23 protein-coding genes are annotated in these 20229 nt (G+C 68.6%); 6 read left to right on the top strand and 17 right to left on the bottom strand.

Annotation, left to right across the window (positions count from 1 at the left end; genetic code table 11):
- Positions 1–55 precede the first annotated feature (55 nt).
- The 12 genes from ACZ7PG_RS41895 to ACZ7PG_RS41840 form a co-directional block, all read right to left on the bottom strand.
- Positions 56–2293 carry an FtsK/SpoIIIE domain-containing protein gene (locus ACZ7PG_RS41895; protein ID WP_470244774.1) on the bottom strand — a complete coding sequence of 746 codons (2238 nt, stop codon included), beginning with the start codon at positions 2291–2293 and terminating at the stop codon, positions 56–58.
- A 111-nt stretch (positions 2294–2404) separates the two neighbouring features.
- Positions 2405–3694: a hypothetical protein gene (locus ACZ7PG_RS41890; protein ID WP_470244773.1), complete on the bottom strand. Its 1290-nt coding sequence runs from the start codon at positions 3692–3694 to the stop codon at positions 2405–2407.
- Positions 3691–4005, bottom strand: coding sequence for a conjugal transfer protein TraH (locus ACZ7PG_RS41885; protein WP_470244772.1), 315 nt, complete (start codon positions 4003–4005; stop codon positions 3691–3693). Before ACZ7PG_RS41885 ends, ACZ7PG_RS41890 begins: the two co-directional genes overlap by 4 nt.
- A gap of 2 nt (positions 4006–4007) precedes the next feature.
- On the bottom strand, positions 4008–4355 hold the full coding sequence (locus ACZ7PG_RS41880; RefSeq protein WP_470244771.1) for a hypothetical protein: 348 nt from the start codon (positions 4353–4355) through the stop codon (positions 4008–4010).
- Positions 4348–4710, bottom strand: a complete 363-nt coding sequence (locus ACZ7PG_RS41875) for a hypothetical protein (protein WP_470244770.1) — start codon at positions 4708–4710, stop codon at positions 4348–4350. Before ACZ7PG_RS41875 ends, ACZ7PG_RS41880 begins: the two co-directional genes overlap by 8 nt.
- Positions 4710–5669: a hypothetical protein gene (locus ACZ7PG_RS41870; protein WP_470244769.1), complete on the bottom strand. Its 960-nt coding sequence runs from the start codon at positions 5667–5669 to the stop codon at positions 4710–4712. Before ACZ7PG_RS41870 ends, ACZ7PG_RS41875 begins: the two co-directional genes overlap by 1 nt.
- Before the next feature lie 4 nt (positions 5670–5673).
- The gene (locus ACZ7PG_RS41865) at positions 5674–6300 is read right to left on the bottom strand and encodes a hypothetical protein (protein WP_470244768.1); all 627 of its coding nucleotides are present in this window, start codon (positions 6298–6300) and stop codon (positions 5674–5676) included.
- Between the two features lie 51 nt (positions 6301–6351).
- Positions 6352–6744: an SsgA family sporulation/cell division regulator gene (locus tag ACZ7PG_RS41860; RefSeq protein WP_470244767.1), complete on the bottom strand. Its 393-nt coding sequence runs from the start codon at positions 6742–6744 to the stop codon at positions 6352–6354.
- Positions 6741–7277, bottom strand: coding sequence for an NUDIX domain-containing protein (locus ACZ7PG_RS41855; RefSeq protein WP_470244766.1), 537 nt, complete (start codon positions 7275–7277; stop codon positions 6741–6743). The genes ACZ7PG_RS41860 and ACZ7PG_RS41855 overlap by 4 nt, the downstream gene beginning before the upstream one ends.
- 53 nt (positions 7278–7330) lie before the next feature.
- A complete protein-coding gene (locus ACZ7PG_RS41850) occupies positions 7331–8029 on the bottom strand; it encodes a hypothetical protein (RefSeq protein ID WP_470244765.1) in 699 nt (232 codons plus the stop codon).
- 115 nt (positions 8030–8144) lie between these two features.
- Positions 8145–8381 carry a hypothetical protein gene (locus ACZ7PG_RS41845; protein WP_470244764.1) on the bottom strand — a complete coding sequence of 79 codons (237 nt, stop codon included), beginning with the start codon at positions 8379–8381 and terminating at the stop codon, positions 8145–8147.
- Between the two features lies 1 nt (position 8382).
- Positions 8383–8643, bottom strand: coding sequence for a hypothetical protein (locus ACZ7PG_RS41840; protein ID WP_470244763.1), 261 nt, complete (start codon positions 8641–8643; stop codon positions 8383–8385).
- Positions 8644–8759: 116 nt separating this feature from the next.
- Here ACZ7PG_RS41840 and ACZ7PG_RS41835 point away from each other — a divergent pair, with 116 nt between their 5' ends.
- Positions 8760–9107 (top strand): GntR family transcriptional regulator, encoded by a 348-nt coding sequence (locus tag ACZ7PG_RS41835; RefSeq protein WP_470244762.1) that lies wholly within the window; start codon positions 8760–8762, stop codon positions 9105–9107.
- Here the strand turns inward: ACZ7PG_RS41835 and ACZ7PG_RS41830 are convergent.
- The gene (locus tag ACZ7PG_RS41830) at positions 9104–9304 is read right to left on the bottom strand and encodes a hypothetical protein (protein WP_470244761.1); all 201 of its coding nucleotides are present in this window, start codon (positions 9302–9304) and stop codon (positions 9104–9106) included. The two genes, ACZ7PG_RS41835 and ACZ7PG_RS41830, sit on opposite strands and share 4 nt — an antisense overlap.
- 138 nt (positions 9305–9442) lie before the next feature.
- Here ACZ7PG_RS41830 and ACZ7PG_RS41825 point away from each other — a divergent pair, with 138 nt between their 5' ends.
- The gene (locus ACZ7PG_RS41825; RefSeq protein WP_470244760.1) at positions 9443–10858 is read left to right on the top strand and encodes an XRE family transcriptional regulator; all 1416 of its coding nucleotides are present in this window, start codon (positions 9443–9445) and stop codon (positions 10856–10858) included.
- Here the strand turns inward: ACZ7PG_RS41825 and ACZ7PG_RS41820 are convergent.
- A complete protein-coding gene (locus ACZ7PG_RS41820) occupies positions 10818–11708 on the bottom strand; it encodes a phosphotransferase family protein (RefSeq protein ID WP_470244759.1) in 891 nt (296 codons plus the stop codon). The genes ACZ7PG_RS41825 and ACZ7PG_RS41820 overlap by 41 nt on opposite strands.
- Before the next feature lie 89 nt (positions 11709–11797).
- Positions 11798–12430 carry a GNAT family N-acetyltransferase gene (locus ACZ7PG_RS41815; RefSeq protein ID WP_470244758.1) on the bottom strand — a complete coding sequence of 211 codons (633 nt, stop codon included), beginning with the start codon at positions 12428–12430 and terminating at the stop codon, positions 11798–11800.
- A gap of 293 nt (positions 12431–12723) precedes the next feature.
- Here ACZ7PG_RS41815 and ACZ7PG_RS41810 point away from each other — a divergent pair, with 293 nt between their 5' ends.
- From ACZ7PG_RS41810 to ACZ7PG_RS41800, 3 genes are all read left to right on the top strand, one after another.
- Positions 12724–13281, top strand: coding sequence for a hypothetical protein (locus ACZ7PG_RS41810; protein ID WP_470244757.1), 558 nt, complete (start codon positions 12724–12726; stop codon positions 13279–13281).
- A 390-nt stretch (positions 13282–13671) separates the two neighbouring features.
- On the top strand, positions 13672–14172 hold the full coding sequence (locus tag ACZ7PG_RS41805; protein ID WP_470244756.1) for a hypothetical protein: 501 nt from the start codon (positions 13672–13674) through the stop codon (positions 14170–14172).
- Between the two features lie 71 nt (positions 14173–14243).
- Entirely contained in the window at positions 14244–14954 is a 711-nt protein-coding gene (locus ACZ7PG_RS41800; protein WP_470244755.1) for a hypothetical protein, read from the top strand.
- 116 nt (positions 14955–15070) lie between these two features.
- On the opposite strand, the gene wzm is transcribed toward ACZ7PG_RS41800, so the two are convergent.
- Entirely contained in the window at positions 15071–16033 is a 963-nt protein-coding gene (wzm, locus tag ACZ7PG_RS41795; protein ID WP_470244754.1) for a galactan export ABC transporter permease subunit Wzm/RfbD, read from the bottom strand.
- A gap of 410 nt (positions 16034–16443) precedes the next feature.
- On the opposite strand from wzm, the gene ACZ7PG_RS41790 reads away from it, so the two are divergent.
- Positions 16444–16971, top strand: coding sequence for a tetratricopeptide repeat protein (locus ACZ7PG_RS41790; RefSeq protein WP_470244753.1), 528 nt, complete (start codon positions 16444–16446; stop codon positions 16969–16971).
- Between the two features lie 328 nt (positions 16972–17299).
- Here ACZ7PG_RS41790 and ACZ7PG_RS41785 read toward each other — a convergent pair whose 3' ends face one another.
- Positions 17300–20197 carry a tetratricopeptide repeat protein gene (locus ACZ7PG_RS41785; RefSeq protein ID WP_470244752.1) on the bottom strand — a complete coding sequence of 966 codons (2898 nt, stop codon included), beginning with the start codon at positions 20195–20197 and terminating at the stop codon, positions 17300–17302.
- Positions 20198–20229 lie beyond the last annotated feature (32 nt).

Genomic DNA, 20229 nt, shown 5'->3' with positions numbered 1-20229 from the left:
CTCGCCTCGCACCCCGCTGTCGGCGGGGTGGGGCGAGCGCGGGCGGATTCCCTCCCTAGGCGTCCGTGGGTCGCTCGGCCAGCGCCTTACGGACACGCTCCGTGAACACCGTGAGGACTCCGACCTTGGTGACCTTGACTCCCAGCGCACCGAGCTGGGCAGCCAGCTTGTCCGCGTTCAGGCCCTGGTAGGGCCGGTGGTCGGGGGCGAGCTGGCGCAGCCGGGCCACGACGTCGGTCGCCTTGGCCTTCTCGTCCTCACCGAGCGCTTCGGCGACGTCTTCCAGCAGGTCACGCGGGGTTTCCAGCTCCCGCGCGGGCCGGGCGCCGGCCACCGGGGTGCCGGGCTTGAGCTGGGCCATGGCCCGGGCGATGACATCGGCGGCGGCGTCCCACCCGCGGTCGTCGTCGACCTCGACGAAGAACGTCCGGATGATCTCGAACAGCTCATCGGTCATGCCGGTGGCGACCATGGTTCCCCGGTCGACGTTGAACCGCAGCTCCGTCGCCCGGATCCCGGCCGCGAAGGACCCGTCCCCGAGGAACCCGTCGTTCGAGCGCCACGTCTTGACCGCGAAGCACCCGTTCGCACCGACGTTTTCCACCAGCTGCGACGGGATCGCGTTCGCCCGCGAGGACTGAGTGTCGTAGACGGTGGAGACGCCGGTCTTGCGGCCGCGCTTGACGATGTTGACCGCCAGCTCGGCGGCCGCCTTGCCGTACTCGGAGTGCCCGAACAGCTCGTGGCACTCGGAGAACCCGACGAACAGCGGGCGCATGTCGTCGTGGGCCTCGGAGATCTGCCGGGTCAGCTTCTTCGCCCCGAGTTCGGCGAGCCGCCCTTCCCGGCGTCCGACTTCGGCGTACAGCTCTTCGAGGTGGTCCAGCGCGGACTCGACGTGCTCGGACGTCGCTCCCTTCTCGTAGCGGGACAGGCGGGGTTCGTAGGCGTCGAAGTCGCCGTTCATGGCGAACACGTGGACCCGGATTTCGGCCAGCGGGTCCAGACTCACGCCCAGGACCATGACCCGGACCGCGTTGGACTTTCCCTGGCCAGGCTGGCCGCCGAAGACCGCGTTGGACCCGTTGATCGGGATGGACACGACGTCGCCGCGCTGGGTGATCCCGATCGGGACTCCGGCGAAGACGTCCGTGGACCCTTCGTGCAGCAGCGGGTACTCCGGAGTCGGCTTGTCCATCACGCCGGAGTCGGCGACGTAGAGGTTCAGGTACCCGGCCTTGCCGCCCTTCTCGCGTCCGTAGTCCGACGCCCACACCTCGACCGGGTTGCGGTTGAGGTTCTTCGCCAGCACCTCCCGCCGGTCCGCGACCATCGTCGGCGCGACACCCATCGGGAGGTCCACGATCGCCCGGTACCCCTTGAACGCCCCCGACCCCTCCCGGGCCGGGTTCAGCTCGAACTTCGGAATCCATCCGTCCTTGATCGCCTTGTTCATCGCCGGGATGCCCAGGTGGCGCAGTGCGGCGATGATCCCGTCCGCGGTCACCAGGGTGGACATGTCCGACCCCGCTGCGTCGGACCGGGCGAGCCAGCCGGGGGTGGCCTCGGCTCGCCGGCCGATGTGGTGCAGCCCGGCCAGTCCGATCCACGGGGCCGCGAGCAGGAACGGACCCCACGCCACCGACACCGCGATGGCTACCCAGCGGATCACGTCGGCGACCGCGCCGAACGGTGCCCCGATCATCGAGAAGTCCTTGAACGAGACGGCCAGCAGGCAGCCGATCCCGAACAGCACCACGATCGACACCAGCAGGCCCAGCAGCAGCGCCTTGCCGACCTTGACCGGGACGTCCAGCCAGTCCATCGCGCGGCGGTGCCGCTTCTCCTTCGCCAGCTCCGCCCGCTCCTCCCAGTGCTTGAGCTCCTCGGCATCCCCGCGCGCCTCCGCCGCGCGCAGCAGCCGCTCATAGCGGGAGTTCGTCTTGGCCTCCCACACGCGTTTGGCGACGACTCCGGCGCCACCGAAGACGTAGGCGGTGTGCCGCCCGGCGAACTTCGCCGACGCGACCGTGCGCTGGTGGGTGACCGCGGTGCGGGTGGCCTTGACCACCGCCGCGCCCTGGCGGCGGTACTCGGCATACCGCCAGGCCCGCTGCGCCTGCTGGTCGGTGTAGAGCGCCCACTCTTCCTCGGAGACGATCTCGCCTTCGATCGCCGGACCGCTGCCGTCGGGGCGGGCGGGCAGGTGGTGCACGGTGGCCAGGTCTCCGGCCAGCCCGACGGTGGGCGTGGTGTCGGTGGTGTTCTCGTCGTCGTGGTCGGTCGGGTTCATGGCTGGTGCCTTCCTGCGGTGGGTGGCGCGCACGCCGCCGGGCAGGCCCGATCACCGTCCCGGGCAACGGGGTGCGGTGGTTCGGCCCTGCCCGGCGGGTGCGGGTCGGGATCAGCCGATGCGGCCGTCGCGGTAGTCGTCGCGCAGCTGCACCGAGAACTTCTTGCCGCACCGCAAGGTGCGGCGGATCGATTCCCCGTTGTCCGGGTCGAACCCGGCCGGCCGCGCCGCGAGCGCGGTCTTGAACTCCTCGCGCAGCTGATCGAGCGTGCGACGCTTGGGCTCGGTGACCTTCGCCCGGGCCGTGCGCCGCGCTGGCGGTGTGCGCCGCGCCGGAACCGCGCGCGACGGCTGGTCGGGCTGGTCCGTGCGGGTGTCACCCGCATCAGCGATCGGCAGGTCGGGCAGAGGCGGCTTAGGGTCGAGAGTGGCGACCCCGCCGGGCCCCTCCCCCTCGTCCGACGGGGTCGTCTCCTCTCCGCCGTTGTCGGCGAGGCTGCGGAAGTGCAGCCCGGCCAGGTACGCGGCGGCCTCATCCGCGACCGTGTCGCCGACCTCCCCGGCCGGGGCGGGGTCGACCGGCAGGCCGGCGACCGCCACCTGGTGCAACTTCCCGCGGCGCAGCGTGTAGCGGCCGGACTGGAACACCAGCCGGGCGGTGCCGTCCGGGTCGATCTCGGCCACCGCGTGCACGATCGCGGCCCGCCGCGCGGCGTCGACCCGCGCGGCGGCCACCTTGCGGGTGGCCAGCTCGGCTCGCCGCTCGGCCAGTTCCTGCCGCGCCAGGGTGCGCGCGGCCCGCTCGGCCGCCGACCGGCGCGGCGCGGCGGACACCAGCTGGTGCGCCGCGACCCCGGCGATCGAGACCAGGCCCATCACGAACCCGAGATCCCAGCCGCCGCCCTCGGGAGTGGTGGCGCCGCGGATCACGGCGATGGCGAACCCGACCGCGGCGAAGCACCACGTCCCCAGCTGCAACGCCCACACCGGGCGGTCCGGGGTCCGGACGCGGGAGACGTGCACGGCGATGGAGAAGGCGACCATGCCCCACTCCGACAGGACCGGCAGCAGCCCGCCGGTGTGGCCGAGCTTCGCCGCGCCCCACACCGCCGCGGTCGGCACGGCGATGGCGGCCGAGACGATCATCAGCGGGTAGATCAGCAGATCCACCACGTGCCGCCCAGCCCACGCCCGCGCCGCGGTGGCGCGGGCGGTCCGACGCGCCCGGGCGGCTTCGCGGTCGGCGTGGGCGTCGGCCTTGTCCTGGCGGGACTCGGCCAGGCTCAGCTGCGTCATCCGCAGCTGCTGATCGAGCTGCTGCTGGCGGTTGGCGCGGTCCTGCTCGGCCTTAGTGGTGCGGTCGGCACGGGCCTGCTCGGCCCGGTCGCTATACCAGCTCATCGGGATGCCTCCTTGCGCGGCCCGGCCTGCGCCGGGGGCTGCCCGCCGTCGGCGGCGGTGCCGGTGGTCAGAGCGGGGCGGGCCGGGCGGGTAGCCACCGCGGCCTGGCGAGCGGTGGCCGTGGTGCGGCGCAACCGAATCTCGTTCGCCGCCCACATCGCGGCCCAGGCAACGGAAATCAGGTCCAGCCACGGCGTGAACAGCGCCCCGCCGATCAGCGGAACGACCACACCGGCCAGCTCGGCCGCGTGGCCGCTGGTCCACGCCACCGCCGTCTCCTGCCGCGTGCGGCAGCGGGTGTCCCGTGCCATGGTCACCACCCCTCTTCGTGGTCGACGCCGTGCTCGCGCGCCCACTCGGCCAGCTCGCGGGCGTCGGTGGCCAGCCGGGAGCGCAGCTCCAGCCCGGCGCGGACGAGGAACACCGTGTGCCACAGGGCCCGCAGCCCCAGCGCGACCGCCAACACGATCGCGCCGACAGCAATCCAGGCGGTGGTGACCAGCAACGCCACCACCGTGAAGGTGACGGTGCCGAGCAGCATCCCGGGCAGCAGTTCCGCGCTCTCGGTCAGCAGCCCGGACATCTCGCCCGGGCCCACCACCCGGTCGGACCGTCCGGCGCGGGTCTTGAGGTCGTCGAGGTCGTCGTGGAGTTCACGCATGTGCTGCCTCCCAGTGCATCCGCGGTCCCGGCGGGCCGTGCCCGGCCGGGCTGGTGTGCTCGAAGTGGTGCGGGTCGTAGTCGGTGCCGTTGTGGGCGTCGAAGTAGTGGTTCACCCGCCCGGTGGGCGGGGTCAGGACCGCGATGGTGGTGTAGCGGTCGGCGCGGGCCATCGCCCCGGTCAGCAGCCGCACCACCAGGACCAGCGCGGCGCGGGTCAGGTGCAGCCCCAGCCAGACCGCCATGGCGGCGAAGACCTTGACCAGCACCCAGGTTCCGTTGCGTTCGACCAGGCGGCGCAGCAGCAGCACCGTGCCCGCCGCGTCGTCGTGGTCGGTGAGGTTCGCCGCGGGCATCACCGGGCTCCCTGCCCGTGGTGGATGATCGCGGCCTGAACGTGGCTGTGGGCCTGCTGCGCAGAGGCCAACGCCTTGCCGTAGTGCATCTTCAGGATCTGCTGGGTTTCGTTGGCTCGATCCAGCATCGCCATGGCGTGGCTGAGCGACTGCGCGGCGCCCGCGGCGCCCGCGGTGTTGCCCAGGACCCCCAGCACTTCGCTGCCCAGGCCGCTCATCGCGTCACGAGCCGCACGGACCTCGGGGGGCAACTCGGATTCGCTCAGCGCCCCCAGCGTGGCCACGGGGATCGCCTGCAGGACGGCGTTGAGGCGGCCGACTTCTTCAGGAATGGAAGACATGACTGTCCCTTTCGGATCGGGTGCAGGTGCGGGCGTGTCGGATTTCGGTTGCGGTGCAGGCACATGCGCGGAACCCGGCCGCGCGGAAGGATCGATGTGGTCGCCGTGGCCGTGGTTGGTGAGGATCAGACGGGCGAAGTGCAGCACCAGGCCTTGCAGCTCGGGGGTGTTCAACTTGTCCGCCCACCACAGGGGATCCCCGCGCAGGTCGTCGACGCCGGTCAGCACGTCCCCGGGCATGTCGGGGCTGCGCACGACCCGGGTGCGGGTTTCGGCGACGTCGTCGCCCTGGTAGCGGTCGCGCACGTCGTCGCAGTCGTGGTCGCCGAAGATGTCCAGGACCGTCCCGGCCGGGGTCAACGCCCCGCTGTGCGCGGGGCGCCAGGTGTCATCACCGGCCCAGCGGACATCGACGGTCAGCAAGTCCCAACCGGTGACCGAGGCAACCGCACCGGCCAGCCAGTGACAGAACCCCCGGCCGAAGAACGACTCCGTGTCGGTATCGATCAGGTCGGAGATCAGGGTGAAGGCGCGGCGGCCTTCCGGCGTCGGCTCCGGGAGCGTCAGATCGCAGTAGCCGTCGAAGTCGCCGCTCAGATCCACCGACAGGGAGCTCATCGGCTCAGGCGGCGGGCATGACCGGCGCCCGGTTGCCGCTGATCGCGGTCACCCGCAGGGCCGCCGCGACGTCGGTCACCAGCTCGACCGCGCGCGGCGGGAACCCGCGGGTGCGCAGGTGGCCGGCGAGTGCGTCCAGGACGCCCGCCCGGCTCACCGGGTTGGGGTCGGTGACGTAGTAGGCCATCGCCTGTGCGGCGTGGCGGCCGGTGTCGGCCTCGAACCCGCCGGGCCGGTAGGGGTGGCCGGTGGCGATGGTCTCTTCGGCGTGGGCGATCATCCCGGCCAGCTCCCCGGTGAGCTGGTGGGCGGTGACGCCCGTCTGCCACCGCTCGGGGTGCTCGGGGTGGACCGCGGGGAACACCCCGGCCAGGTAGGTTTCCTCGGCCGCGTAGAGGAACAGCAGCCGCATCCGGTCATCCGGGCAGGCCGCTTGGGGCAGCAGCTGGCGAGCCAGCCGGGCCACCCGCTGCTCGGCCTGGTGGTAGGCGGTGGCGGCCATCTGCTTGGCCAGTGCCACCGTCATGGTGGGCGCCTTGGGCGGGTAGAACGGCGCGTCATCGTCGGCAGCCTCCGGCGCGGTGGCGGGGACCGTGGCGGGAGTTGCCGTGCGGATCGTGGCAAGGGACATGACGGAGTCTCCAAACAGGACACGAGACGGGGCGGCGCGGGACGCGAGAACTCAGGCGGCAGCGGGCGGGGCGGCCAGGCGCGCCCATTCGGCCGGCCAGTCGACGGCGGCGGCCTCGCGCCCCGCCGGGACCAAGGCGTAGGCGGCCTCCAGCAGGCTGGTGACGGTGGCGCGGGCCATCGGGAGCCGCGCGACGCCCGTCGGCGAGCTCAGCAGCACGTTGAGCAGGCCGGTGTGGCCGCCGGTGTCGGGCATGACCTGCACGTCGCCGTCCCCGGCCGGTTCGGTCAGACCGGCGAACAGCAACTCGCGGGCGAACATCCACCGCTGCCCGTCCAGGTGCAGGGTGACCGCCCACGGGTCGGCGGTGCGGTACTCCCAGCAGCCCTCGATCGTGCCCCGGCCGAGCAGCCACACCGAGCAGGGAAACCGCAGCTGCGTCACGGCTTCTCCTCCCGGCCCAGCTGCGTGCGCAGCGAACGGGGCAGGTTGACCGCCGTGATCGCGGTGGCGAGGATGCGGTCGTGGTCGAACGCGAACCCGCCCGCGGCAGCGACCTTGACGGCCACCCGTACCGGCATCCACTCCGCCGCTGCGGCGTCGTCGGCGGCGACCGGGTCCGGCGCCTGCCCCGGGAACACCACGGCGTAGGCGACGGAGACGTACCGGCCCCGGGCGTCGCGGCCGGGAGCGTCGAACACCCCGACCTGGTGCACCAGCGCTGACGCCGGGAGCGTGACGCCGGTCTCCTCGGCCAGCTCCCGCACCGCGGCCTCCCGCGAGGTCTCCCCCGCATCGACGTGGCCGCCGGGAAGGGCGAGCTTGCCCTTATGCGGGTTCCAGCCCCGCTGGATCACCAGCACGTGCCACTTCCCGCCCCGCAGGGCGAAGGCGACCATGTCCGCGGCGTAGAACACCGGGGCGCGGTCATCGAAGCGGGCGGCGATCTTCGCAGCGAGCGAACCAATCCACGACATATCGACTGTCCTTTCAGGAAGGAAGGAGCTGGCAGAGGGGATGTGGCGGCGGATCAGGCGGCGCGCAGCTGGCGAACCGGCGAGGCGGCCAACAGCGCGGTGACGTAGGAGACGAACGACCGCTCCGCACACGGGTGGACCGCGTCGGTCTGCGGGTCCCGCAGCGTGGTCCGCAGCCACAGCGTCAGCCGCGCCACCGACCAGCTCTGTGCGCGTCGCTTGGCGATCGCGGCCACCAGCGACTCGAGGAACTCCCGCCGGACCCGCGGGGCCCGGGTGGCGGCCAACGTGGCGATCGGGCTGATCGGCGCGGTGTTGGACAGCGGCGCCCGGGAGATGTGCGGGCGGTAGGCCACCGCGGCCTCCCGCTCGGTGGCGGCCAGCAGGCGCAGCTGCGCCGCGACGTCGCGGTACACCCCGGCGCGGCGGTGCATCACCAGGTCGCGGGTGCGGCGGGTCAGGAGGCGGGCGTTGGCGGCCAGCAGCCCGGCCAGCGCCTCGAACCGGTGCGCCACCTGCGCCGCGACGTTGCCCTCGGCCGGGACGACGACCAGCGGGTTGCCCTCGGTCCCCTGCTGCGCGTCCTCGGCCAGCAGGCGCAGCTGCGCCGCGACGTCGCCGTAGACGCTCACCCGGGCACTCGTCACGATCTCCGGCAGGCCGGCCGTGGCCAGCAGCGTGGCGTTGCGGGTCAGGGTGTGGGCCAGGTCGGTGAACCGGGCCGCGATCGCGGTGGTGAGCGTGGCGGTCATGATCGGTCCTTTCGTGCGGGTGGCGCCGGGGTGCAGGCATGGCGGTGCCCCGAGGTGAATGCGGAATTGCTTTGTGGGGCGCGGAAACTGCGCCGGAAAGGCGGTGCGGGGAAAGTCAGGCCGCGAGGTTCGAGGGGCCGCGCTTGGCTTCTTCGCGGGTGGCGGCCAGCGCGGCCTGGAACACCCGCGCCAGGCGCATGGCGCTCAGCCCGTGCGGGCCGGTGAACTCGCCACGCATCGTGGTGTAGGCGATGTCCAGCCAGTACTCGCGGTCCTCACGGATGGCCGAGGCGGGCGGCATCGTGGCCAGCAGCCGAGCGAACGCAGCCGGGACGAACAGACGCTCCGCCATCTCAGGCCACCTCCCCCAACTCGCGCAGCGTCGCGACGGTCGGCAGCGTGATCACCGGGGCGATCGGGGCGTCGAGCTCGGCCAGCGCGGCGTCGATCTCGGCGATTTCCGCGTAGAGGTCGACCAGATCGGCCAGCCCGGCGACACCGTCGTCGGCCAGGACGTCGTCACCGGCCAGGCCGGTGGTGTCCGCGTACAGGTCGAAATCCAGGTCGGTGGCGTCCGTCTCGATCTGGCGGCGGCTGGGGCGGGTGGTGCTCATCGGGTAGATCCTTTCGTCTTGGCGATGTCTCCAAACTAGTCTGGATCAGTTCGGAGTTGGAATCGGCCGATCGAGTGAACTAGTTCGGAACGTTCTCGTTCGGTAAGGTCTGGAGCATGGACAGCCACGCGGAACGCGCAGGTCAGGCCACGTTCGAGTGGATCGCGCAGCAGCTTCGAGAAGAGATCAAGTCAGGAACGTTGACACCTGGGTCTCAGCTGCCTAATCAGCGAGACGTGGCTGCACGGTTCGGGGTCGCAGTGGCCACCGCCCAACGTGCGCTGGGGTTCTTGCAAGAAGAGGGTTGGATCATGTCCCGGCCTGGCGTTGGACGGGTTGTTGCCGCCACCCCCGGCCGCGAGCCGGCCACCTTGGAGCAACTGTCATCCCAGCTCACCGACCTGCAAGCCGAGGTGAAGTCGCTACGGGAGTCCGTGGAGCAGCTGCGCGGCGACCAGGCCTAGCCATTGCCCAAATCGCGGAAGAACTGCGCCACGCTGTCGACGATTCCGCCCCCCTGGTCCTTGGCCGTATGGACCATGCCGGCCGCGTCGTGTGGATGCTTGATCACCAGGGCTAGTAGGGCTAGCACTGCCAGTGCGACGATCAGCTTCCTGAGTGCGCCTCCGCCAGTCTTGACGCTGAATGGGTTCTTGGTCATCTTCGCCTCCTGGTGCCGGGGCGCTTCGGCCCGGTGATGTTGATGACTCCATGAAACAGGCCCCTGAGCTGCACGAACAGGGCACACTGGGGGGCACACTCGTACAGTGGGGGCACAGTCGAAGGGGGAGGAGAGCGAGTGGGCAACGATCAACTCGAAGCCCTGATGTTGGAGGCGGGGTACCTGCGCGAGGACGGGACCGTGGGTCTCAAGGTCTTCGCGCGAGCCGTCGGAGGACAGGCTGGCAAGACATTCAGCCACACGTACGTCCGCCGATGGCTCGACGGGATGGTGCCGCGCGATGCCAAGACTCGTGCGGCAATAGCAGGCGCACTCGGGCAGCGTCTCGGCCGGCGGATCGGTCTGACAGAGATTGGCTTCGGCAAGGCGCAGAAGGTGCGAGCCGACCTCGGGCTCGACTATCCCGATCAAATCACGGACAGCGTTAACTCCGTCGGGCGACTATGGCAGGCAGATATCGACAGCATGTCGACGTTGCTCGACGCTCCCGCGAATGCGGCTGCCTGGAACGAAGCGGCGTTGTCCTGGCTTGTAACGACACGCGATGACGTCCTGAGCGACACTGGTAAGCGCAAAGTGGGTGAAGCAGACGTCCGAGGGATCCAAAAGACAACCGAAATGTTCGACGCGCTCGACGGTGAACACGGAGGCGGTCACGCGCGAAGGGCCTTGATTGAATTCCTGCGAACAGACCTGACTGGCCTGCTCGCAGGACAAACGACCAACAAGGCAGTCAGAACAAAACTCTTCAAGTCGGCAACGCAAGCGACTCTACTGGGCGCCTGGATGTCATACGATGCCGGGCTGCACGGACTGGCGCAGCGGTATTTCATTCAGGCACTTAGGATCTCGGAAAGCGCCGACGACCGCCTGCTAGGCGCGAGCGTCCTCGATGCGATGAGTCATCAGGCGACATTTCTGGGCCGCTACAAAGAAGCGGCCAACCTTGCGAGGACAGCGCGAATGGGCACAACCCTTTCGGGATCGGCAAGCGCTGCCGCTCATTTTCATGCAATGGAAGCCCGGGCCCTTGCTCGACTGGGCGACTCGGCCGGATGCGACAAGGCAATGGCGGCAGCCGTTAAAGAGTTCGAGAGGCGTGATCCCGAGAATGACCCTGCCGACTGGTTCTCGTACTTCAACGAGGCTGAATTAGCCGCCGAACTTGGCCACTGCAACCGGGACCTCGGCCGCCCAAATGATGGAGTCACGTACGCAACGCAGTCTCTTGGGCCAACGGCTAGCGGCTACGTGCGGAGCGATTTCTTTGTAACCATGGTTCTTGCCGACTCTCATCTTGACAATGGAGATGTAGGCAAAGCCTGCGAAGTCGCCCTTAGGGCAATAGACATTGGCGAGTCGCTGAAATCCGCCCGATGTGGCGCGTACGTAGATGAATTTCGCACGCGCCTCACCGGGATCGGCCAGACCGCAGAAGCCAAGGACTTCTTCGACAGGGTGTCCACCGCGCGACTGTGGACGCCGCAAGGTGCTAAAAAGGCGCCCAGTCGCGGCGGTCTCCACCTGTCTTAATTGCAGAGACCCGCTTACGCACCTCCTGAGCTGCGTCCTCGGAGTCCTTTCCTGCAAGCCAGAGAGTCATGGCGATCTCGCGATAGCCAGCCAATGTCTCATAGCCGACCCACTTCATGATGTCGAATCCATACGTATCAACAAAGGTTCGATACTCTTCGGCGGTGTGCCATCCGAACCGTTCGTAAAACAATGCAGTCTGCACTAGGTCCCACTCCCTCGGACCTACACAGAAACTATCCAAGTCGATAAGGTAGGGGACGCCTTCTCGCGAGAGAATGACGTTTCCAACGTTCGCATCACCGTGTATGACGCCTTGCGGCAGCGGAAATTCAAGGTGCTCATAGCTTGCCTTCAATTCTCTGATCCGCCCACGCAAATAGGCTTCATCGTCCCGAGCAAGACTGCGCGCCTCATTAAGGCGGCCTTCGATCTCCACGAAGGGCTTCATTGTCGTCAGGTCAAGGCTGACGGGTGCGTGCAACTCATGTAGATCGCGAATAATTCTGGCCACATCCGCGATAGGCGCATACTTCTCCTCTTCAGAAACGGATTCCCAGAAAGTTGCGGGATGGCCTAACGCGTCAACCGGCTGTGGAATATTCAGGGCACGGTTGGCGGGGAATTCTTCGGATGCAAGCCAACGCGCTACGTCGACTTGGTGTCGAGCTTTGTCGAACCCGTCCCGCTCTCGTCCGACGCGAAGGATGACATGGTCCGGGAGCCGGAATACCGCGTTCGAACCAATCCTGATGAGCTCGGCATTTGCGCCGTCGACGCCCGCCCTCTTGCAGGCAGTGTCAGCCAGTTCGCGTGCTGACGCCTCGGTCAAACCCTCGGCCTGACTCACGTTGTCGCCTCCCTTTGCAGTTCGACTCAACCGCAACCCTAGCGATGGGGTCGCGGGGGCTGTTCAAGCGAGCGCAACCCTGCGTTGGGTTACCCCATTTCGCCGTTGGCTTCTCGCATGTGGGTGCAGTAGTACGGTTCTCCCAGGTGCAGGGGTTCGGCGGGGTCCTGGTAGGCCCAGAAGTCCTGCGCGTCTTCGGACTGGTCGAGCCTTGTCGTCGACCAGTGGTAGTCGGGTCCGCGCGCCTGTGCGGCGTCCAGCAGCAGGGTGGCGAACCCGCGCAGCCGGTACGCGGGGTCCACTTCGATGTGACGGACGATGCCGCGGTGGTCGACCCCGCACAGCTGCACATCGGCGGTGGCGATGACGGCGTCTCGGAGACGGATCTCGAGCCGACCGATCCCGGCCCGGGCGGCGGGCCGGCGGGCGACCACCAGGATCTGTGAGCGACGGTCGTCCGGCCGGTCGGCCTGCTCCACCGGCATCGGTGTGCGGTGGTCCACGATCAGCCAGCTGCACCGCGGCCACCGACGCGCCCGGCATCGGTTGCACGACACCGTCGAGAGATGCATCCCGTGGTGGTACCCACCGTTGCCGCCGGCCAGCACTCGCCGGTGCTTGCGGTTGAGGCACCAGACGAACTCGCGCATCGACCGGACCGGCAGGTCATCGGGTTCGCTCATGTCCGGCGTGCTGGTCAGCCAACTGGGTCTATCGCTCACGTGTTCGATCGTAACTCGCATCATCGCAGCTCACCGGGCTCCTGGCCTGATGGGTGAGGGAAAATTCTTCGACAGGTTGGAAGCGGCCGGCCTCCGCGCGCTGCGACACGACGACGCGCGCCGGACCCGGCGGGCCGCGATCGAGCGTGCCGTCCGGTGGCCGCTGCTGGCGGTCTCCACCGTCGTCGCGCCGATGCTCGGGGTGCTGGCGGACTGGCCCTGGTTGCCGTGGGCGATCGGCGGGGGAGTCCTGGTGCTGCCTTGCCCTGGTGGGCGTCCGGCGGCGGCTGGGGGTGGCTTACACAGCCGCCACGGCGCTGCTGGTAGTCGACGTCGTCCTGCTCAGCTACGTCGACCCGTGGTGGTGGGGTCTGCTCGCCGGGATCGGCGCGATGGGGTTCGCCGCGGTCGCCGGGGCACGGCTGGGCTGGTGGCGGCGTCGGCGGACGCACCTCATCGTCACCGCGACGGCCGGTGTGGCGCCGCTGGTGACCTCGACGGTGATGCTCGCGGTGCACGCGGCCCAGACGGCGGAGGTCGAGCGTCAACAGCTAGCCCAGGCGCACGAGCAGGCCGTGGCGCGGATCTTGCCGCGGACCCCGGCGAGCATGGTGAACTTCCTGGCCGAACGCATCGCCCGGCCCACGCCCGACGCGGTCGCCGATGCGTGCTTCGTGTTCAGACCGGACGCGCAGCAGCAGCTGGCGGCTACGTCAACCGCTTGTGGCTGCCCGGCCAGGCCACCCCGCCCGGCCCGGCCGGCACCCTCACCGTGGACGCCTGCGCACTCGACTTCGGCGGACTCGCCAGCACGACCGGCCCCGAACCCGGCCCCCAGATCGGCCACCTGACGCTCACCCAGCAGCACGGCGAAGGAAACCAGATCACCGCCTACCAGCCATGCTGACTCCGGCGGCCTAGTCTCACTCGCCTACGTTCAAGCCTGTGCGCCACACGTGCTCCAAGGCTCCGAACTTCGGGTTTGCATCGGGCAGACCACGCTGAACTGCCGACCGAACCGGCGGTGAAGCGCTCACTCCTTGGAGTCCCGCCGCGTTTATTGATCACCCTTTTGGCGCATAGGTGACTTCCCGCCGCGCTGATAGCGTCATCTGCCGCAGGGGGAGAATCGTTGGTCAATCAAGAAGCGCGGCCGGATTGCAGTTTATGCAACGGTGTGTCTTCGCATCATCGCACCTTCCTCTGTCTTAGGTATCGGCAATGAGGGAAAGAGGGGAACGATGATCAAGAAAATTGCTGCCGCGATTGCGGTCGTTGCGGTGGGCGCGCTGCTGGGAGCTCCCGCTTCGGACGCTGCAACGCCGAACAAGTTCTGCGCGGCAAACTTGAGTGCGCCAGCGGGTGACGGGTCCAGAACCATCGCGGCCGAGTACTGCTCAACCGTGTCGCAGTCCGATGCGCACTCGCATCTTTTCGCTGCTCACAGCAGTAGCGCGTTGGCCGACCAGGCGCTCATGATCTGGTACGAGAACGCGAACTACGGCGGCACCTCCTCTGTCATCTACGGCGACTCTGGCCCCTGCGACTCGGCGGGGTACCGCATCTTCCCGACCCCGTGGTGGTCGGGTCACCTGTCCTCGATCCGGGGAATCAGTACTTGCAATTCGGTGCGTCTCTCCAACAACGCAGCAGGGCTCGGCTACTTTCGGCTCGACACCCCAGGCATTGGCGCCTGGAACGACTCTGTCCTCAACGTCCAGGTCTACGAAACGATATTCTGACCAGCCTCCTCGGAAATAGGAGTGGTCGGTAAGCATGGAACAGATGTCGTAGTACTGCTATCGTCGCAATCATGAATTCGTTGTTCTCGTCGCTGACCGAAGGTTCGCCATGGAGGTCGCTGAAGACACTGGCATCTCCATGGCGAACCTCGCCGGCAGTGACAATCTTTGGGATCGCCGTCACAGTCGCGGTGACAGTGTTCGCTGCGGTCGCACAGGACGCCGATCCAGGCTGGCACCTGGTCGGGCACAGCATTGCCGTGTGGGGCTGCCTCGCCTTGGTGGTCGCCACTCGCGGGCGCTTTACCGAGGCTGCGACCGCAACCGTCCTGCTGCTGTGCGCTGCAGTCGTCGCGTACTACGCCACAGACATGATCGCCAGCCCGTTCGCGCTTAATTACGGCACCGTCATCGGACGGCTTGCTTTTTGGTTTCTGGCCGCGATCGCCGCCGGGGTCGTGCTGCCGATAATCACACTCGCTGGATTCCGGCCGACGTCCGCGGGAGGCACCGCGATCGGCGTCGTGATCGGCATCCTCGTCGGCGACCTGATCAACGCCTCCGCCGGCGTGGCGATTATCGACAACCCTGACGTTATCGGTTCGATCGGTGCGGTTGTCTCCGCGCAGCCACTGCCCCTGATTGTCACCGCCGCACTGGTCATCTATCTGGCCGCCATGATCCATCACCATCGCCGCGCACTAGTCCACATGCTGTGGTCACCCATCGGTGCGATCATCGGGTACGTGCTGGTCAGCGTGCCCGACTACCTGCTCCATTGACCTGCCTGTGGCCCAGTACAACGCGCGCGCCGGGAGCGCGAACGTGACCCCGCTGGCCGGTCTTCGTGTAGGGCTACTCGCGGGTCGTCGGACTTATCCGGGCTGACCGTGTTGGGTCACACCCAGTAAGAGACGCGGGCACGGTAGTTGCGCATCGCGACGAGCGCGAGGGACCAGCCGATGACGGTGATGCTGCCGACCACGACCCAGTTACCGACCGTGAAACTCTGACCGAGTAACGGTGCACGCACCACCTGAATGAAGTGGTACAGAGGGTTCGCCGTGATGTACGGCAGTGCCCACGAGACGCCGGCTCGGGCGCCGCCCGACATCAACTGATCGACCGGCCAGACGATCGGCGTGGCGTAGAACAGCAGCTGGATCAGCGAGTTGACGACCTGCGGGATGTCGCGGAAGCGGGTCGAGATGATGCCCAGCAGCAACGTCACCCAGCCCGCGTTCAGAGCCAACAGCGCGAAGCCGGGAACGGCCAGCAGGATCGACCAACTCAACCCGGGGTGGCAAAACGTGCCAGCGCAGGCATCGAACGCAGGGGTCACCGCTCCCTTCGTCAGCGAGTACGGCCCGTCGAGCGCATTGAAAAAGATCACCAGCACCACGACGTAGACGATCATGTTGTGCGCCAGCAGCAGCGTCTGCCGCCACACGGTCCGCAGCATGTACACGCTCAACGGCGCCGGGAGCTGCTTGATCATCCCCTCGTTGGCGATGAACGTCTCCATGCCCTCGGACAGACAGCCGCTGATGAAGCCCCACAAGATAAAGCCGGTGGACAAGTAGGGCAGGAACACCTCGATCGACGAGTGAAACAGCTGCGAGTACAGCAGCCCGAGCCCGAGCGCGATGACCGCCTGGCTGATCGTGATCCAGAAGGGCCCGATCACCGAGCGGCGGTAGCGCTGCTTGATGTCCTGCCAGCCGAGGTGACCCCACAGCTCGCGGGCTCGGAAACCGGCCTTGATGTCGGCGAAGGCACGCGCGAACGTCTTGCTGTCCGACGTCGGCGGCACTGCCTCAACCTGACCTTCGGTGACGGCTGCGCTACTCAAGGCACTCACGCGCACGAGCGTACCGACAGCATCAAGCTCGCCCCTGCCCAGGAGGGCCGGCAGGGGGCACCGGGTCGCCCGTTCGATCGCCGCTCGCCGCGCCTCATCCCGCTGGTCGGCCGCCGGACCGACATCTGCGCAGTTCAGAGGCTGGTCGAGATGTGGAAGCGTGCTGCCCTACGAAGGCTGAACGCTGTTGGCACGACACCGCGGCTGAGTCCAGCACTAGTCTGTTTGGGTGATTGCCGCAGGGCTCGGTTGCATCGGTTGCTTGATGAACGAACCTGGAGCTTGTGAGCGGTATAGGGCATCGATGGGCGTGGGCGCTGGGCACGGCGGTAGTTACGTCGGGCCTTGGGGTGGCGATTAACGTCGCAACCGACGTAAAGGACAGTTGGTGGGCATGGGTCGTAGTGGGGGTGCTGACGGTGGTCAGCGCTGGGGTCAGCGTCTGGCTGCAGTCTTCCGACGCCCCGCCGACGCCACCGACGAACAGCCAGGTCGTCGGAGTCGCGAACGGACCGGTGACCCAGTCCGGGCCGATCACCCAGCATGCGAACACCCTCACCCGCTGTAAACGCGTCCTCGGCGACGACAACCCCAGCACCCTGATCAGCGCCAGTAACCTCGCCGCCGACCTCAAAGAGCTGGGCGAACACCAGCAAGCCTACGAACTGGATGAAGACACCCTCACCCGCAGCAAACGCGTCCTCGGCGACGACAACCCCAACACCCTCGCAAGCGCGAGCAACCTCGCCACCGACCTCAGAGCGCTGGGTGAACACCAGCGAGCCTACGAACTGGATGAAGACACCCTCGCCCGCCGCAAGCGCGTCCTCGGCGACGACCACCCCAGCACTCTGATCAGCGCCGGTAACCTCGCCGCCGACCTGAGCGCGCTCAGGCGTGCTGCGAAAGCACCGGACGACACGCGGGCTTTCGATTGAGGAGACCCCGCACCCCCAATGCGCCCCCAAAACGGTCATATGTCGTGGATGCGCGCAGGTTAAAGTGCAGGTTCAAGATCCGTTCAAACCTCGTCCAGCGGAAGTCCGGAGCAGGGGGCGAGCGGTGAAGGCAGGCTCGCTCCGATGACATCAGTCGGCGACATCAATGACGCTGAACGGTCCTGAACTGACCTGGCCGAACATGGTGCTCGCGACCGGCGAGGAACGTTGGATTCGCAGGTCAGCAGCAGGAACCACCTGACTTACACCCGAGCGGTCGCAGGTTCGAACCCTGCTGCGCCCACCGACCGGACGAACCCCGAGCCCATCACGGCGTCTCAGCCAGCACGGCTTCCGCGGGAAGCCCGGTTTGGACCAGACGCTGCCGAAGCCGAGCTGTCTCTCTTCGGAACGCTCGTTCGTGGAGTTCGGGGTTCATCGCGGCCGCGGCCTTCCACGCTTCGACTGCGCCACGGTCGGCGCGAAACGCCTCTTCGTGCCTCCCCAGGACCCGGAGGCTGAACGCCCGGTTGACCAGGAGTTCGGCGAGGGCGGGGAGGTGACGCAGGGGTTCGGCGTCGGCGAGTCCCCGGCGGATGACGACGGCTTCGTCGTTCAGGTCGAGCGCTTCCCGGTGACGGCCGAGAGCGCGCAGGGTGCACCCGTGGTTGTTCAGGGAATAAGCGACGTCGGAAAGGTAGCGTCCGGGCTCCGTGCCGGCCAGTCCGCGGCGAATGGTGATGGCTTCCGCACCCGGGCCCAGTGCCTCCTGGACGCGGCCCACACCCTGCAGGATGCCGCCGAGGTTGCTGAGCGATTCGGCGAGGCCGGGGAGGTGGCGCGCGGGTTCGGCGTCGGTGAGTTTGCGGCGGATGGCCAGCGATTCCTTGGTGGGCTCCAGCGCCTTCTGGTACTGGCCCAGGCCGTGCAGGGTCGTGCCGAGGTTGCTGAGCGCGTGGGCGAGGTCGGGAAGGTGGCGCTCGGGCGCTGTCGCGGCGAGGTCCCGGAAAATGGTGACGGCTTCCTCGGCGGGCTCGAGCGCCTCCTGGTACCGCCCCAGGCCGGGCATGGTGGTCCCGAGATCGATCAGGGCGCGGGCCAGCCGGGGCAGGTGACGTCCGGGTTCCGTCTCGGCGAGTTCCCGCCGGATGGTGATGCCTTCTGTGGTCAAGTCGAGAGCCTCTTCGAAACGGCCCAAGGCTTGCAGGATCCCGGCGAGGTTGCCCAGTGAATCAGCGAGGCCGGGGCGATGGGGTCCCCGTTCGGCGTCAGCCGGTTTCCGGTGCAGGGTGACGCTTTCCTCGGCCACGTCCAGCGCCTCTCGGTAGCGCCCGAGGCTGCGCAGGGTGGCCCCGAGGTCCCCCAACGACTGAGCGAGGTCGGAGCGGTGGGAGCCGGGGTCGGTCTCGGCGAGCTCCCGGCAGATGGCGACGGCTTCCTCGGCCGGGACGAGTGCGTGCCTGCCCCGTCCCAGACGATCGAGGATGGTCGCGAGGTTGCTGAGGGCGTGGGCGACGTCGGGGAGGTGGCCGGGATCGGCGGCGGCCAGCTCCCGGCAGACGGTGACCGCTTCTTCGGCCACGGGGAGCGCTTCCCGGTAGCGGCCCAAGTGGTCCAGGGCGCCGCAGAAAGCGAACAGCGCCGCGACGAGGTCGGGGAGGTGACGTCCGGGCTCGGCCTCGGCGAGCTTTCGGCAGTGTTCGGCGAACAGAGCGGCCAGCGCGGCCCGGATGTGCGGGAAGCGGCCGTCCGCGGGAGACGTCAAGGTATGGGCCAGGTGCTCGGGGTCCGTGATGCGGGTGTGGTCGACCAAAGCGGCGATCGCGCGGTCGACGGCGTGGTCGGGGGCACTGGTGTCCAGGAGCGCGGTGACGACCGGGGACAGCGGGGAGCCGTCGCGGTCGATGAGTGCGATGAGCAGCTCGAGCGCGTCGGGGAATTCGCCGTGCGCGCGCACCAGGACCGGAGTGGCGACGGCGATGTCGCCGGGCTCGAGCAGCTCGGTGCGGCCGAGCGTGTTCAGCATCAGGCGGTCGCCGACCAGGTGCGGGCGCACCCCCAGGCGCTCGTCCGGCCCGTTCGGGTAGCGGTTGCGTGCCCAGCGAGCCACCGCGAAGCGGGACTCGTGGGCGGCGTCCGGGGCGAACTGAGGAACTCGCCGCAGTGCTTCCGCGGCCTCCTCGGTGCTCTTCGCCGGAATCAGCATCAGGACGGTCACGGCCTCGGCCAGCACATCGACGTCGCAGCCGGACGGCAGAGAGCCCGACCCCGGCTCCCAGGTCCGCGTTTCCCGGTCCACGAGCTCGGCCATGAGCGTGGCCATGGACAGTTCGCGGGCGTCGGTGTTCCCGAGGGTGGTGAGCAGGGCGCGGGCATGCAGGATCAGCATCGTGTCCTGGTTCGTGCCGACCGGGCGATCCGGTAGCTCCGGATGCTGGACACCGAACGTGGCGGCGTAGGCGATGGTCGTTTCCTCGAACCAGCGGCGCCGATCGGCCTCCTCGCCAATCGCTGCCAGCCGGTCGACCCCGAACACCCGCGGCAGTAGCGTGTCCGGCAACCGGAGTGCCTTCGGATCCCGGCACAGCACCAGCAGCCGCACCAGTGCCGGGTTGCGAAGCGCCGCGAGCAGCAGCCGCTCCAGACCAGGCACCCGGTCGGCGTCGTCCACCAGGACCAGCGTCGGATCACCGGCCGCCACGACCCGCTCCAGCACGCCGTCGACCGGTCCGGTCAGCCAACCCGCGGCCCATCCTGCGGGCAACGACTCCGCCACGGCCAACGCCAGCCTGCTCTTGCCCACCCCCGCCGGTCCGGCGACCACTCGGGCCACGCCGGCCTCCGGCGCCCGTTCCACGCACCAGGAAACCAGCGCGTCGCGCGACTTCGCCCGGCCCCACAACCGGGTCGGGGTGAACGGCGCGGTCAGCCAGGCCACCGCCGCCGGCACGCCCTCGGCTCCCGGCTCAGGCACCTCCGGTGGCGGCGGCCGCAACGGCGCCAGCACCAGGTCACGCGCCGCCCGCGCGGCCTGCTGATCACGCACGCCCTGCCACACCGAGAAGCCGGCTTGCGCTCCGACCAGCACCACCGTGGCGCACACCAGCACCCAGGTGGCGCTGTCGGTGACGAGGTTGGTCACCACACCCAAGCCGGCCGCGATCACCACGGCCGCCACGGGGTGCCACGACCGACCGACCGACCGGACCATGACCACGCGTCGCATGGCGGACGACAGTAGCTGCCCGGCTTCCGGCC

The organism is Amycolatopsis sp. NPDC114504 (assembly GCF_055633595.1).
This window is presented reverse-complemented; position numbering and strand designations above follow the sequence as displayed.